The organism is Fretibacterium sp. OH1220_COT-178 (assembly GCF_003860125.1).
Taxonomy (GTDB): domain Bacteria; phylum Synergistota; class Synergistia; order Synergistales; family Aminobacteriaceae; genus CAJPSE01.
This window is the reverse complement of the sequence record NZ_RQYL01000025.1, coordinates 29,136-43,890: the sequence shown is the minus strand read 5'-3', so window position 1 is coordinate 43,890 and position 14,755 is coordinate 29,136. Positions and strand designations below refer to the sequence as shown.

The 14,755-nt window shown below is 67.1% G+C and carries 11 protein-coding genes; 6 read left to right on the top strand and 5 right to left on the bottom strand.

Features of this window, described 5'->3' with window-relative positions:
• The first annotated feature begins 17 nt into the window (after positions 1-17).
• On the top strand, positions 18-1,253 hold the full coding sequence (locus EII26_RS10260) for a four-carbon acid sugar kinase family protein (RefSeq protein WP_124889069.1): 1,236 nt from the start codon (positions 18-20) through the stop codon (positions 1,251-1,253).
• 59 nt (positions 1,254-1,312) lie between these two features.
• Here the strand turns inward: EII26_RS10260 and EII26_RS10255 are convergent, their stop codons facing one another.
• The 5 genes from EII26_RS10255 to dnaA form a co-directional block, all read right to left on the bottom strand.
• Positions 1,313-1,828, bottom strand: coding sequence for a DUF721 domain-containing protein (locus EII26_RS10255; RefSeq protein ID WP_124889068.1), 516 nt, complete (start codon positions 1,826-1,828; stop codon positions 1,313-1,315).
• Positions 1,825-3,717, bottom strand: coding sequence for a tRNA uridine-5-carboxymethylaminomethyl(34) synthesis enzyme MnmG (mnmG, locus tag EII26_RS10250; RefSeq protein WP_124889067.1), 1,893 nt, complete (start codon positions 3,715-3,717; stop codon positions 1,825-1,827). Before mnmG ends, EII26_RS10255 begins: the two co-directional genes overlap by 4 nt.
• Positions 3,718-3,789: 72 nt before the next feature.
• Positions 3,790-4,836 (bottom strand): DNA replication/repair protein RecF, encoded by a 1,047-nt coding sequence (recF, locus tag EII26_RS10245; protein WP_124889066.1) that lies wholly within the window; start codon positions 4,834-4,836, stop codon positions 3,790-3,792.
• A 24-nt stretch (positions 4,837-4,860) separates the two neighbouring features.
• Positions 4,861-6,057, bottom strand: coding sequence for a DNA polymerase III subunit beta (dnaN, locus tag EII26_RS10240; RefSeq protein ID WP_233572708.1), 1,197 nt, complete (start codon positions 6,055-6,057; stop codon positions 4,861-4,863).
• A 312-nt stretch (positions 6,058-6,369) separates the two neighbouring features.
• The gene (gene dnaA, locus EII26_RS10235; RefSeq protein WP_124889064.1) at positions 6,370-7,710 is read right to left on the bottom strand and encodes a chromosomal replication initiator protein DnaA; all 1,341 of its coding nucleotides are present in this window, start codon (positions 7,708-7,710) and stop codon (positions 6,370-6,372) included.
• Positions 7,711-8,082: 372 nt separating this feature from the next.
• Between dnaA and EII26_RS10230 the strand changes: the two genes are divergently transcribed.
• From EII26_RS10230 to EII26_RS10210, 5 genes are all read left to right on the top strand, one after another.
• Complete coding sequence (locus EII26_RS10230; protein ID WP_124889063.1) at positions 8,083-9,261, top strand: aminotransferase class V-fold PLP-dependent enzyme; 1,179 nt, start codon at positions 8,083-8,085, stop codon at positions 9,259-9,261.
• A gap of 2 nt (positions 9,262-9,263) precedes the next feature.
• Complete coding sequence (locus tag EII26_RS10225) at positions 9,264-10,028, top strand: acyl-[acyl-carrier-protein] thioesterase (protein WP_124889062.1); 765 nt, start codon at positions 9,264-9,266, stop codon at positions 10,026-10,028.
• Positions 10,025-11,398, top strand: coding sequence for a Trk system potassium transporter TrkA (trkA, locus tag EII26_RS10220; protein WP_124889061.1), 1,374 nt, complete (start codon positions 10,025-10,027; stop codon positions 11,396-11,398). The genes EII26_RS10225 and trkA overlap by 4 nt, the downstream gene beginning before the upstream one ends.
• A complete protein-coding gene (locus EII26_RS10215; protein WP_124889060.1) occupies positions 11,395-12,858 on the top strand; it encodes a TrkH family potassium uptake protein in 1,464 nt (487 codons plus the stop codon). Before trkA ends, EII26_RS10215 begins: the two co-directional genes overlap by 4 nt.
• 293 nt (positions 12,859-13,151) lie before the next feature.
• On the top strand, positions 13,152-14,741 hold the full coding sequence (locus EII26_RS10210; RefSeq protein WP_199735178.1) for a fused MFS/spermidine synthase: 1,590 nt from the start codon (positions 13,152-13,154) through the stop codon (positions 14,739-14,741).
• Positions 14,742-14,755: the final 14 nt, after the last annotated feature.

Here is a 14,755-nt window from a genome sequence, read left to right as displayed (position 1 = left end):
GGAGGAGGAGTCGCATCATGTTCGATTACGTGGTTGTTGCCGACGATTACACCGGAGCCGTGGAGACCGCGGCGAAATTCATGAGCGGGGGCTACCGCACCGCCGTGACCCTGGACCCGGGGTCTTTGGGATCCCTCAGGAAGTACTCCGTCGTGGCCCTGGACACCGAGACCTTCTTCGACAGCCCGGAACGGGCCGCCCAGAAGCTCGAGAACGTCACCCGCGATCTGCTGCCCTGGAAGGACAGCACCGTCTTCTTCAAGCGCATCGAGCCGGGCCTCCGGGGCAATGTCGGCCCCGAGGTGCGCGTCATGGCACAGGAACTGGGGTTCGACACCATCGTCGTCGCCACCGCGTTTTCCCGAAGCCGCAAGGCGATCGAGGAGGGGACCGTCTACCTGGACAGGCAGGAGCGGATGTCGCCCCTCACCGTGACCACCTTTCAGTCCGCCAGCTCGGCCGCGACGACGGAGCTGCTGGCGCAGGCGGGGCTGCACCCCCGCGAGGTCCTGCGCGACCAGATCCGGGAGGGCATGACCGCAGAAATCCTCCAGAACAAGGGCTGCTGCTGTTTCGATGCCGAGAACGACGAGGACCTGCGGATGATCGTGCGCGGGGCCCTGAAGGCCCGGCCCGCCAAGGACGTGCTCTGGGTGGGGTCCGTGGGCCTCGCCGAAGCCCTGGCGAGGGCGGCGAGACCCTTCGTCTTCGTCGTCGGGACGGCCCACCCGCGAAGCGTCCGCCAGGCGCGCCAGCTCATGGAAAACGGGTTCGTCCAGCCCGTCCGCATCTCCACCGCAGGGCTCGGAACCGATCAGGCCGACCAGCACCGCGTGAGGGCAGCGGACGAGGCGGAGCCCCTGCTGCGCTGCGGGCAGTCCATCCTGCTCGCGGCGACGACGGAGGACAAGAGGTTCGTCCGGGGCGACTATCCGAACGGAAACATCGACGGGTTCATGGACCTGATGGCGGATACCGTCCGCGAGATCATGGGCCGCACGAAGATCGGAGGGCTGTGCGTCACCGGCGGGGACTGCGCCGTGCGCATCGCCCAGCGGGTCAAGGCGGAGAACCTCACCCTGGAACGGGAGATCCAGGAGGGCATCACGCTTCTGTCCCTGTCCGGCGGGCCCTTCGACGGGCTCCCCATGATCTCGAAGAGCGGCTCGCTGGGGGGCGAACGGGCCCTGGTGCACTGCATGGAGTACTTTCTGCACCGCAACGAGAACGCGGACAACGCCCCCTGGATGTAGCGAACACAAAAAACACAACGACCCGGGGGACCCCAAGTCCCCCGGGTCGTTCCCGCCCTTTACCGGGAATGGGGGAAGCGGCGGGCGAAGAAGGCCCGGAGCCTCGCCAGGCCCAGGGCGGCCTCGTCGGACAGGGCCTCGGGACAGGCCGACCGGAGCGCCTCGACCTCCTCGGGCGGGAGCACGACCCGCGGGTGCCTGCGGCGCGGTCCGTCCTGAGCGACGCGGCGCCGGAGGGGAGGCGGACCTTGAGTCACCCGGACCCGGTCCGCCTCCAAGCCCCAGCGCTCCCTGAGGGCACGGAGGATGTTCCCTTTCATGTTGCCGATCTGCTGTGCAGCATGAGGGGTCGCGGCGGCGACCCGGAGCTCCCCGTCCTCCAGTTCGTAGGGGGCCGAGAGCCGGGCCCGCCCGGGCCCCACCACCGCAGCCCAGTTCCTCATCAGGTCCTCGAGCCGCCTGATGCGATCGCTCTGCCCCGGGACCATCCCCTCCAGCAGCTCCTTCAGGGACGCGACCCGCTCCAGTCGCCTGCAGCCCGCACGGATCGCGTTTCGGGCGGCGTCTTCCCTCATCTCGCGCACCCCCTGTCCGGGGTGCGGCCCATCCGCTTGAGCACCACGGCCAGCAGCTGGACATCGGCGGGCGTCACCCCGGAGATGCGCAGCGCCCCGCCCAGCGAGCGGGGGCGGAAGCGCACGAGCTTCTGGCGCCCCTCGGACGACAGCCCCTCGAGCGATTCGTAGTCGAACCCGTCCGGAATGAGGACTCCATCCATGCCCGTCATGCGCTCGGCCAGACGCGCCTCCTTCTCCAGGTACCCGGCGTACCGAAGGCTCGTTTCGACGTAAAAGGCCTCCTCCGGCTCGAGAGGGACCTCCGGCGGGACGAGCGCCTCGATCAGGCGGTACGTCACCCCCCGGCGCCGCAGAAAGGCCGCGGCCGTCGCCGGCTCCCTCGGGGCCTCCGATCCAAATGCGGCGCAAAGGCACTCCGTCCCCTCGGACGGAACGATCCGCGCCGACTCCAGCCGTGCGACCTCACGGTCCTCCCGTTCCCAGCGGCGCTCCAGCTCCGCCCAGCGCCCGTCCCCGATCAGGCCGAGACGCCGGGCCAGAGGGGAGAGACGCCGATCGGCGTTGTCGTAGCGCATCAACAGGCGATGCTCGCAGCGGCTCGTCAGCATCCGGTAGGGCTCCTCCGTGCTCTTGGTCGTCAGGTCGTCCACCAGGACGCCGAGGTACCCGTCCGACCGGCTCAGAACGACCGGCGGGTCCCCCTTCGCGGAGAGGGCCGCGTTGACCCCCGCCAAAAGGCCCTGAGCCGCCGCCTCCTCGTAGCCCGAGGTCCCGTTGACCTGTCCCGCGCAAAAAAGCCCCCTCAGCTCGCGGCTCTCGAGAGAAGGTGCAAGTTGATCAGGGCTGAGATACACATATTCTATTCCATAGCCCGGCCGGATGATCTTGGCGTCCGCACAGCCCGGCAGGGACCGCACCATCTCGACCTGGACGTCGTAGGGCAGGCTGGTGGAGAAGTTCTGGACGTAGACCTCCTTCGTGTCCGAGGAGACGGGCTCGAAGACGATCGGGTGCGTCCTGCGGTCCGGAAAACGCAGAAACTTGTCCTCGATGGAAGGACAGTACCGGGGGCCCCGGGTGTCCAGGGCTCCGGTCGTCAATGGGGAACGGTGGATGTTCCGCTCGAGGATCGCGTGGGTGCGCTCCGTCGTCCGGGAGAACCAACAGGCGTAATCCGAGCGATGAACCCGTTTCTCCCCCCAGATGTCGAAGCAGAGCGGCTCCTCCTCCGACCGCTGCGGCACTGCGGAGGCGAGGTCGATCGTATCGAGGTTCAGGCGGGGCGACGTGTCCGTCCTCATGCGACCCTGTCTCAGGCCCAGCGCCGCCAGGGAGTCGAGCAGGCGGTCCGCGGAGGTCTGCCCCATCGGGCCCGAGGAGAACGCGGCCTCGCCCACGTGGACGCGGCCCCCGAGGTACGTCCCCGAGCAGAGGACGACCGACCGGGCCCCGTAGCGCGAACCGTGACGGCTCAGCACGCCGCGGACCCGCCCTCCCTCGGTCAGCAGCTCGACCACCTCGTCCTGATGCAGGTCGAGGTTCGTCTGCGTGTAGAGCAGGGTTCTGTAGTGTCCCGCGTAGCGTACGGGATCGCACTGGGCGCGCAGCGCCCGAACCGCCACCCCCTTCGAGGTGTTCAGCCACCGGAGCATCAGGGTCGAGGCGTCGGCCGCACGGGCCTGTTCCCCCCCAAGCGCGCTGATCTCGCGGACCAGATGCCCCTTGGCGGGGCCGCCGATGGAGGGGTTGCAAGGCATCAGCGCCGTGGCGTCCACCCCTAGGGTCAGCAGCAGGGTGCGGCAGCCCATGCGGGCGCCGGCCAGCGCCGCCTCGCAGCCCGCGTGTCCCCCGCCGATCACAACGATGTCGTATCGATCTCGAAACAAGGAAATGCCCTCCAGAGAAGCGATCGGAGACGCCCAAAAGCGATGCGTCCCGTGTCTTCCAAAAAAATGCGGTCAGCCGGTATCTTTCGAAGTCAGGTGGTGGACGCGGGCCCCTCCGGCAAGCTCCGGAAACGGATGTTCCGTCCCAGTGACGAAGACCTGCCACCCCGTCGCGAGGAGTGCCGTCCCCGCGGCGGCTCGTCCCGCGGCGTCCAGCTCGGCGCCGAGATCGTCGAAGAGCAGGATCGGCTTGACACGAAGGTGCCGCTCGACGAAACGGCCCGCCATCAGGATCAGGGAGAGGACGAGCCGCCGCTTCTGTCCCCGGCTGAGCGCGCCGCAGGCGGCCCGCCCCATGCAGACGATGCTCAGGTCGTCCCGGTGTGGCCCGACCAAGGGCCGCCGGGCGTGGCGCTCCCGCTCCTCGCTCGCCTCCAGGGCCGCCAACAGGTAGTCGTTGCCGTTCCCTGAGACCTCGGGCTCGACCCGAAGATCGACCGGGAAGGGCAGGAGCCCCCCTTCGCCGTCCGAGCGGTCCGCCATGAGGGCGAGCACCCGGCGCCGGCTCTCGAGGATCCAGCCCCCCAAGCGCGCAAAGGGCAGGGTCGTTCCCCGGGGGGAACGGCCCTGCCTCAGAAGGGCGACCCGATGCCGAACGAGCTGCCGGTACTCGGAGAGACGCCGCGCGTAGGGCGGAATGCAGAGGGCGCAAAGCCGGTCGAGAAAGAGCCGCCGCACGGAGGGCGAGCCGTCGATCAGGCCGATGTCCGTCGGGAGAAAGGAGAGGGTGGGCAGAAGGACCCGCAGTTCCGAGCCGCTGACCCGAACGCCGTCCGCCTTGAGCGTCATTCGGGACGAGAGGAGCGCCGAGATCTCGATCTCCCGCTCCCCGACGGCCCGGGCGGCCAAAAGCGCGCGCCCGTCCTTGGAGTCCCAGGCGACGGCCGAGCCCGCCCTTCCGGTGAAGGGACCCCAGCCGGAGAGGAGGTTCAGGGACTCCAGGAGGTTGGTCTTTCCGGCTCCGTTGGGGCCCAGAATGAGGTTCAGGCCCGGCTCCCAGGGGATGCGCGCGGCCCCGAGGTTCCGAAAGTTCCTGACGGCGCTGCTCTCGAACCGCATTTCAGACCCCCTCGAGGGCTGCGGTCAGAACGGCTCCTCCTCCGGGACGGGTCCCTCGACGTCCTCGAGTCCCTCAGGGGATTCCTCGTCGTCGGTCAGATCCTGAGGACTCAGCCGAGCGGGCATGAGCATGTAGAGGAAATCCTCCGAGCCCTCCCGAAGCAGCCTCGTCTGTCCCTCCTCGCCGTTGAATTCCAGGCGGATCTCGCCGCTGCCGAGGGCCTTCAGGCCGTCCTGGAGAAAGCCGACGTTGAAGCCGACCCGCAGCGGATCGCCGTCGACGTTTCCGTCCAGGACCTCCACCGTGGTGCCCAGTTCGGGGGCCCGGCCGCTCAGGCGGAACTCCCCGCCGGGCGAGAGGTTGAGGACCACGAGGCGGGTCAGGGTGTTGCGCACCATGATGTCGATGCGCTCGAGGGCCGGGAGCAGCTCGTCCCGACGAATCCTGAGCGTCGTCGAGGCCCCGGGCGTCAGGATCTTCTCGTAGTTCGGGAAGGACGACTCCACGCGGCGGACGGAGAACTCCAGGTCCCCCATCCTGAACCAGGCGGTGGAGCCGTCGTACAGGACCTGCGTGCGGGCCTCCGGGTCGCCGCCCGCCAGGAGGCGCCCCAACTCTCTGAGGGCCGGGACCGGGAGCAGAAGCTCCGCGTCGGCCTCAGCCTCGCAGGGACACTGCGAGAGCGAGAGGCGCTTGCCGTCCGTCGAGACGACCTTGAGCCGGTTCTGCTGGATCTTCAGCAGACAGGTGCCCAGGTACTTCGGGAAGTCGGCAGGGGTGGAGCTGGCCACGGCTCCCTCGGTGATGGCCCGCACGAGATCGGCCGCGAGGAGGTCGCACAGGGGATCCGCACCGTCGCTGCGGGGGATTCCCGGGAATTCCGACACGGGCCACGTGGCGAAGCGGGTCCGGTTCCGGCCCGCCGAGAGCGTCCCCCTCTCGTTGGCGATCTCCAGGGAGATCGTGTCGAGCGGCATCTTCTTGAGAAACTCTCCGAAGAGGCGGACCGGCAGGACCGCCGAGCCTGGGGAGACGGTACGGACGCCCTGGGCCAGGCAGCGTATCGCCGTCTTGAAGTCCGTTGCCTGAAGGTGGGTTTCCGCCTCCGAGGCCGTGATCAGAATGCCGCTCACCGCGCTGATCGTGCTTTTTGTGCTGCTGGAGCGCTCGGCCATCTGCCAGGCCTTGAGAAACTCCAACCGGTCGAGCTCTATTTTCATCGTCTGCACCGTTCCCTCCTGTGGTCTCGCGTTCGTCTCTCACGGTCCTCGCCTTGGTCGCGGTCCTGCGGCTCCTTGGGACTGTGGAGGAGGATGTTGCGAACAACCCGTTCCGTTTTCTTTTTTTAAGGTGACAGTAGTTGCAGTAGTGCTGAACAAGTCTGTGGATATCCCGTCCGCCGTCCGCCGCTCACGCGTTTTGTCCGCTGTGAAATTCCTGTGGATGCGCCGTGAACGGCCTGTGGATTTTGTGTGCGGCCGTCGGTTCGGGGAAGTCGGCCTGTGGACAATCGAGAGTTGTCCCCGCCGTTTTCACAGCTTGTTCCGTATGTTGTCCACCGTGCGCTTGACGTCGGGGTCGCCCTTGATGAGCTGCCCGATCTTCCTTTGGGCGTGGATGACGGTCGTATGGTCCTTTTTTCTGAAGGCGTGCCCGATCTTCTGGAGGCTGAGCTCCGTCAGCTCCCTGCAGAGGTACATGGCGATCTGGCGCGCCAGGGCGATGTCGGCCGTGCGCTTGGAGCTCGCGAGATCGTCCGGGCTCATCCCGAAGCTCTCCGCCACCACGGCCTGGATGCTCTCGATTGTCACCGGGCCCTTCAGGTCCATGCGGAGGATATCCTTGAGCCAGACGGACGTCTGGTCGATGGTGATGGGCTCTCCGGACAGCTCCGCACAGGCAATGACGCGGTTGAGGGCCCCCTCCAGCTCGCGGATGTTGCTGGGGATGTGCTGCGCCAGAAAATGGATGACCTCGTCGGGCATGTCGTACTCCCGGAACGTGGCCTTCTTCTGAAGGATGGCGATACGCGTCTCCAGATCCGGCGGCTGGATGTCCGTCACGAGCCCCCAGGCGAAGCGGCTGATCAGCCGGTCCTCGATGTTCTGGAGCTCCGACGGCTGGCGGTCCGAGCAGATCACCACCTGCTTGTTGCCCTCGTGGAGGGTGTTGAAGGTGTGGAAGAACTCCTCCTGGCTCTGCCCCTTGTTTCCGAGGAACTGAATGTCGTCGATCAGCAGGATGTCCACGTTGCGGTAGCGGTCCTTGAACTGGGACATCTTCGACGACCCGATGGCCTGGACGAACTCGTTCAGAAACTTCTCCGCGCTGAGGTAGAGCGCCCTCAGACCCTGCGAACGCGAGAGCGCGTAATGGCAGATGGCGTGCATCAGGTGCGTCTTTCCCAGCCCGACGCCGCCCCAGATGAAGAGCGGGTTGTACGCCTTCCCCGGCATCTCCGCGACGGCCAGGCTGGCGGCGTGGGCGAGCCGGTTGGATTTTCCCACGACAAAGGTGGAGAAGGTGTAGTGCGGGTTCAGATTGCATCCCGGTTCGTTCCGGCTCCGCGACGCCTCCTCGGCGCGGGCCACCCACTCCTTCCGCTTGTCCTCCCCCTCGGGATGGACGCTGGCCTTCAGGCGGATGCGCTTCACGTTGTCCCCGTTCCGGGCGGATCGGTTCAACGCCTCCAGAAAGTTCTTCGTGATGTACTCCTGAGTGAAGGGGTTGGTCGTGTCGACGACCAGCTCGTCCTCCTCCAGCGCCACGGGCATGCAGGTCGTCAGCCAGAGCGACACCGCCCCCTCGGGCAGGTCGGCGCCCCCGACGATCTCGTCCCACAGTTCCTTCAGGTTCTTCGTGTCCTTTTGCAATCCGTTTCACCCCTGTGATGGAGTTGTCGCACTGAAAATCACGGGAGGACCTCATCTCCTCCGAGCGACGGGTCGTTCGGACGAAAGCCGCGACCGGGGCCCTCGTCGCTTGTCGATCTGAGCCCGGTTTTCACCGGTTTCCTCAGGGGGTACACAAATCTGTCCACATCTCGGTCCTTTTTCCATGCCGGTCCGCCCTGATTATACACTTATCCACAGGCGAAACCCGCGAATGCTGTGGATAACCGGGGGAATCCCCACGCCGGACCGACGTTCCCCGCTCCTCGACCGATCGGACGGAGCGCGCACTCGGAGAGTTAATGATATCATGATGCGAACGACACCGTAATTTTTCGGGAAGGGGGTCTCTCTATGGCGTCGGTCTACCTGAACAACGCCGCGACGACCTGGCCGAAGCCGCCCAGCGTGGGGGCGGCTATGGCGGACTTTCTGTCCCGCGGGGGCGCAAACCTCGGCCGCGGGACCTCGTCTTCGCGCGACATGGGCACCCTGAACTCGGTGCTGGACTGCCGGTTCCGTCTCGCCGCCCTGCTCGGGGGCTGGGAGGGGGGCGACCCGCGCTGGGTGACCTTCTGTGCGAACGTCACGGAGGCCCTCAACGTCGTGCTGCGCGGTTTTCTCCGGCCCGGAATGAGCGTTCTGACCTCCTCGATGGAGCACAACGCCGTCGTACGCCCCCTGAGGGCCCTCGAAGCGTCCGGGGTCGCGGTCACGCTTCTTCCCTGCGGGGCCGACGGGGCGCTCGACCCTCGTGCCCTGTCGGAGGCCCTGTCGTCGCGGCGTTTCGACCTCGTGGTCCTGGCTCACGCCAGCAACGTCTGCGGCACGATACAGCCTCTCGGGGAGATCGCGGCGCTCTGTTCCGCGGCAGGGGTCCCCCTGGTTCTGGACAGCGCGCAGACCGCGGGGGTGCTCCCCATCGACGCGGCTTCCCTGGGTCTCGCGGCCCTCTGCTTCACCGGCCACAAGGGGCTGATGGGGCCGCAGGGCGTGGGCGGAGTCCTCTGGAATCCTGAGTTCGCCGAGCGGGTCGAACCTCTGGTCCTCGGTGGGACCGGAAGCTATTCGCACATGGAGGAACAGCCCCGGGAGCTTCCGGACCGCTTCGAATCCGGGACGCCCAACCTGCCGGGGATCATCGGGCTCCATGCGTCGTTGGGCTGGATCGCCGAGACCGGGCTGGACCGGATCGCGGCCCGCGAACACGAGCTGGGCGAGCGCCTGATGGAGGGGCTTGCCCGAGTCGGGGGCGTCGTCCTCTACGGGCGTCGGAGCATGGAGGGCCGTCTTTCGGTCCTCGCGCTGAACGTCGATGGAGTGGACAACGGCATGCTGGCCGACGCGCTCTCCCAGGAGGGATTCGAGACCCGTCCGGGCCTGCATTGCGCGCCCGTCGCCCACAGGACCCTGGGCAGCTTCCCCCAGGGAAGCCTGAGGGTCTCCCCGGGTTATTTCACGACGCCCCAGGAGATCGAACTTTTCCTGGAGGCGCTGCACAGGGCCGTCGAGCGGCTGAAGGAGCGAAACTGAGGATGTACGTTCGGAAACTTACGGTGCTGCCGGCCGTCGCGTCGTGCAACAACGAGCTGAAATTGCGGGGCCTGCTGGACCATTTGCAGGATACCGCCAGCCTGGCGGTGGCCGAGCTCGAGGGCAGTCCCATGCAGATGCTGGAACGCGGCTATTCCTGGGTCCTGCTGCGTTACGAGATGGAGCTGCTGCGCCGCCTGCCCGCGCTGGACGAGCCTTTCGTCGTCAGAACCTACCATGACGTGAATCACGGCTACCGCACTCTGCGCGTCTTTCAGGTGGAGACGCCTGCGGGGGACCCTCTGGTCTGGGCCAAGACCTCCTGGCTGCTGATCGATCTGGCCGCAGGGCGCCCCGTACGGCCCTCCGCCCACCTTCCGGAGTTTTTGCTCCGCGATTCCGAGCCGATCGACCCCGACTTCCGGGACATCCCCTCCCCCGACGCCTCGGGAGGCGAGGTGCACGAGGCCGTCTACCCGGTCCGTTTTCACGATCTGGACGGCAATGGACACGTCAACCATGCGGTCTACTTCGAGTGGGTCTTCGAGGCGACGCCCATCGACCTCATGGCCTACAGCCCGCGGGCGCTGTCCGCCTCGTTCCGCGCGAGCGCACGGTGGGGCGAGTCCCCGACGGTCCGGTCCCGCGAGATCGGGGCGCCGGGCCCGGACGGGACGAGGACGTTCGCCTACGAGATCGTCGGCGACCGCGAATCGGACCGGCCTTTGACCGCATTTTCCTGTACCTGGGAGCCATACCGCTCATGAACATCGTCATCGTCGGCGCGGGCGAGATCGGGCGCAGCGTAGCCGCCACCCTGGCGGCGGAGGGGCACGACGTCAATCTGGTCGAACAGAACGAGGAGCGCGCGGAACATGCGGCGGCCGAGCTGGACGTCCGCGTCGTCTGCGGCAACGGGGCCCGGCCCCAGGTGCTCTACGACGCCGGGGTCCGGGAGGGCTGCAACGTCGACCTTCTCGTGGCCTGCACGAACCGGGACGAGGTCAACATGCTCTCCTGCTGGATCGCGCGCCACGCGGGGGTCCGCAGGGTCATCTCCCGGGTTCGGGGCCTGGAGTTCACGGACTCCCCGACCTGGGGGCAGGAGCTCGGCATCGACCTCATGATCTCGCCCGAGCGGTCCGTCGCACGGGAGATCCTGGAGCTTCTGTCGGTCAGCACGGCCGTCCGGACCGCCGAACTGCTGGGCGGGCGCGCCGCCATCTACGCCTTTCGCATCGCCGAGGAGTCGCCCCTGGTCGACCGATCCCTCAAGCAGATCCGCATGGACCATCCCGACCTCGTCGCCATCGTCGTCTACGTGGAGCGTTCGGAGGAGGAGCCCATCGTCCCCGACGGCGATACGGTGCTGAGGGCCGGGGATCTGTGCTACGTCGTCTCCTATCGGGAGCAGGTCTGGAGGCTGGAGAAGCTCTTTCAGCTCAAGAGCTCGCGGCCGCTGCGCAAGGTGTTCGTGGTGGGAGGGGGCAAACTGGGCTATCAGGTGGTCCAGAGGCTCCAGAAGGAGTACGGCAACGTCAAAATCCGCCTGATCGATCAGGACCCGCATCAGTGCGAGAAGCTGGCCAGCGAGCTGGGCGAGGCCCTGGTTCTGAACGGGGACGGGGCCGACCGGGCCCTGTTGCTGGAGGAGGGCATCGAAGAGGCGGACGGCTACGTCTGCGCCACCTCCTCGGACGAGGTCAACCTCATCTACGCCGCGATCGCCAAGTCCATGGGCGCTCACAAGAGCATCGCGGTCGTGCGTCGGCACCTCTACCATGACATGCCCAATTACATGCCGGTCGATGCCGTCGTGGACCTCAACGAGGCCCTGGCCTCGGTGATCCTCCGGACCATCCGCTATCCCGGCCACACGCGGGCTCTCTCCATCATCGAGAAGATCGATGCGGAGATGCTGGAGATCGTCCTCCCGGAGGACAGCGGACTGGTGGACATCCCCCTTGCGGAGCTGGGACTGCCCAAGGGGGTCCTGGTGGCGCTGCTGGGGAGGGGACAGGAGATCTCGGTCCCGACCGGGACGACACGCCTGCAGCCGCGGGATCACCTCATCCTGTTCGCCTCGACGGCCCTCATGCGGGAGGCGGTGGAACTCTTCGGCGGTATGGCGCCATGAGGTTGGGAATCGTCCTTCGCGTGCTCTCGCTCGTCTCCCTGATCGTCTCGCTCTTCATGCTCCTGCCCCTGGGGTGGGCGCTCTACGACGGCTCGGGGGACCGGGTCCCTCTGCTGGCGTCGTTCGCCGTCGGCCTGATGGTGAGCCTTCTCCTTTTCCTGGTGGGCAAGCGCAGGGCCGACTACGAGGAGCTGGGCATACGGGAGGCCATCGCCGTGGTGGGGTTCTCCTGGGTGATCGCCTCGGCCGTGGGGGCCCTGCCCTACCTGTTCTCGGGCGTGGCGGCATCCTACGTCGACGCCTTCTTCGAGACCATGTCCGGGTTCACCACGACGGGCGCCACCATCCTGGCCCGGATCGAGGGGACGCCCCGGGGCATCCTGTTCTGGCGCGGGCTGACCCATTGGCTCGGCGGGATGGGCATCATCGTCCTGAGCCTCGCCGTCCTTCCCTTCCTGGGGGTCGGCGGGATGGAGCTCTACAAGGCGGAGGTCCCCGGTCCGACGCCCGAGAAGCTCACCCCCAGGGTCCAGCAGACCGCCCTCTTCCTCTGGGGGGTCTATGTCCTCCTGACGGGGCTCGAGACCGTCCTGCTGATGCTGGGGGGGATGGGATTTTTCGACGCCCTGACCCACAGCTTCGCGACGATCGCGACGGGCGGCTTTTCCACGAAGAACGCCTCGATAGCCCATTTCGGCAGCGCCTATATCGAATGGGTGGTCACGTTGTTCATGTTCGCGTCCGGGGTCAATTTCTCCCTGCATTTTCTGATCCTGACGGGCCGGGCGCGCAGTGCCCTTCGCGACGAGGAGCTGCGCTGGTACGCCGCCTTGACCGTCGCGGCCTCGGTTGCGATCGCCTTCTTTCTGCTTCGCGGGGGGTTCTTCGACCGGGTGGAGCCGGCGCTGCGCAGCGCGGCCTTCCACGTCGTCAGCCTGATGACCACCACGGGGTTCGTCACGACCAACTACGACCTCTGGCCCGAGTTCACGCGCTTTCTTCTTCTCTTGCTGATGGTCTTCGGCGCCTCCGCGGGCTCCACGGGCGGGGGCTGCAAGGTCGTCCGTTTCCTGCTTCTGGGGCGGCAGATCCGTGCGGAGATCTGGAGCCTGCTGCATCCCAGGGCGGTCGTCAATACGCGGGTCAACGGGCAGGTGGTTTCGCGCCGGTCCCTGAGCTCCGTGACGGCCTTCTTCATGCTCTACATCGCCATTCTGGTGATCTCGACATTGGCGGTGACGGCCTTCGGCGACCCGAAACTGGATTTCATGACGTCCCTGTCCGGGGTCATCGCCTGCCTCAGCAACGTGGGGCCGGGACTCGCCTCGTTGGGACCGGTCGAGAACTTCGCCTGGCTGCCCGACGGGGTCAAGTGGCTCTTCTCCTTCTGCATGCTGGCCGGCCGGCTCGAACTCTTTGCCGTGATCCTGCTCTTCGTCCCGGGGACCTGGACGCGCTGAGCGTTTTGCCCTCGTCCTCCTCCCCGCTCTCTGGTAGAATGGGAAACCGTGCGTTGCCGTACGGTGGATTCGCCGGGTCGGGGGCTTTGTGCCGGACTCCCGGTCGGGTTTCAAGACCGGGGCCGTCCGGAATCCCCCAGGGGAGTTCTTCGAGGGGGCACGCGCAAGTTGGTTTCGTTCGTGTGGGGCGCCCTGGAATTCTGCCGCGCACGGCTGCGTTCTTCAGCCGCAATACAGGAGTGATCTTTTCATGACGATGGGTTCGAGCTCTCATGGAGACTAATTTTTCTCAGATGTCCGCGGAGACGTTGCCGTCCTCGGACGACGTACCCCTGCGGGGGGAGGACGGAAGGAGCGATCGGAAGGGGCCGCCTGCGGCTCGGGGATTCGGCATGCTGGAGGTCACCGCCTTTCTCTGCGGTGCGGGCGTCATGGTTCTGGAGCTCACGGGCTCGAGGCTCGTGGCCCCGTTTCTGGGGACCTCCCTGATCGTATGGACCGCCCTGATCGGGGTCGTCATGGCGAGCCTGTGTGCGGGAAACTGGATGGGCGGAATCCTGGCGGACCGGCATCCGCACCGGCGCGTGCTGGCGAGGATCGTCCTTGCGTCCGCGGTCTCGACGGGGGCGCTGGCGGGGGCGGGGAACGCCGTCCTGTCCTTCCTGAGCGGGCTGGACCTGAATCTCTACCTGGCCTCGGTGGCGGCGGCGCTCTCGATCTTCGCCCTGCCGAGCCTGTTGCTCGGGATGGTGTCGCCCTTCGTCGTCCGCCTTGCCCTGCACGACGTCGGGTCCTCCGGCGGAACGGTGGGGCGCTTCTCGGCGCTCTCCTCCGCGGGCAGCATCCTGGGGACCTTCCTGGGCGGGTTCGTGCTGATCTCGCTGGTCCCGTCCGGGGTCATCCTGCTGCTGCTCTCGGCCGTCCTGGCCGTCCTGGCCCTGCTGCTTCATCGCCCGATTTGGAAGGGCTCCCTTTCGGCCTTTCTGGTGCTCGCCGGGTCCGCGCTTGCGGCCGGGTCCGGGGGGATGCCGATGGCGCCTGTGGGCGTCCATATCGAGACCCCCTACAACCACATCTCCGTCGTGGAGAGCAATCAGGCGAACGGCCGGCGCGTCCGGATCATGATGACGGACCCTCAGGGGGCACAGTCCCTGATGTACACGGACGACCCGAACGAGCTGGTTAGCGACTACACGAAGTTCTACGATCTGGCCTTCCACTTCAAGCCCGATGCGCAGCGGGTCCTGATGCTGGGCGGCGGGGCCTACTGCGTGCCCCGACACGTCCTGGCGGAGCGCCCCGGGGTCTCGTTCGACGTCGTCGAGCTGGATCCCGGAGTCACGGAGACGGCACGCCGCTACTTCGTGCTGCCCGAGGACCCGCGCCTCCGCATCTTTCACGAGGACGCGCGCGCCTTTCTGAACCGCGCCGTTCGGGACCCCGAGCGCATCGGTGCCTACGACTCCGTCTTCATGGACGTCTTCGGGTCGTGGTATTCGATCCCCTTCCACCTGACCACGGTGGAGGCCGCGGAGCGCATGCGGGACCTGCTGGCTCCCGACGGGTTGTTGATCGTCAACGTCATCGCCTCCCTCTACGGCTCCCGCAGCGGTGTTTTTCACGGGATCTACGCGGCGCTCGAGTCCGTCTTCCCGAGGCTGCTGATCTTCCCGGCGTCCGCTCCGGACCCCAAGTATGCGCTGTCCCGCCAGAACCTGATGATCGTGGCCTTCCGGTCCGGGGAGATGCCCACCGTGCCGCCGGCCCCGGAGCCCGCCATGCTGAAGCTGCTGGACCACCAGTGGCTCCTGCCCTTCGAGGCGTCCGTGCCCGCGTTCACCGACGCCTTCGCCCCCGTCGAGCGCTACGCCCTGATGCGGTAGGAGGAAACCCCCGG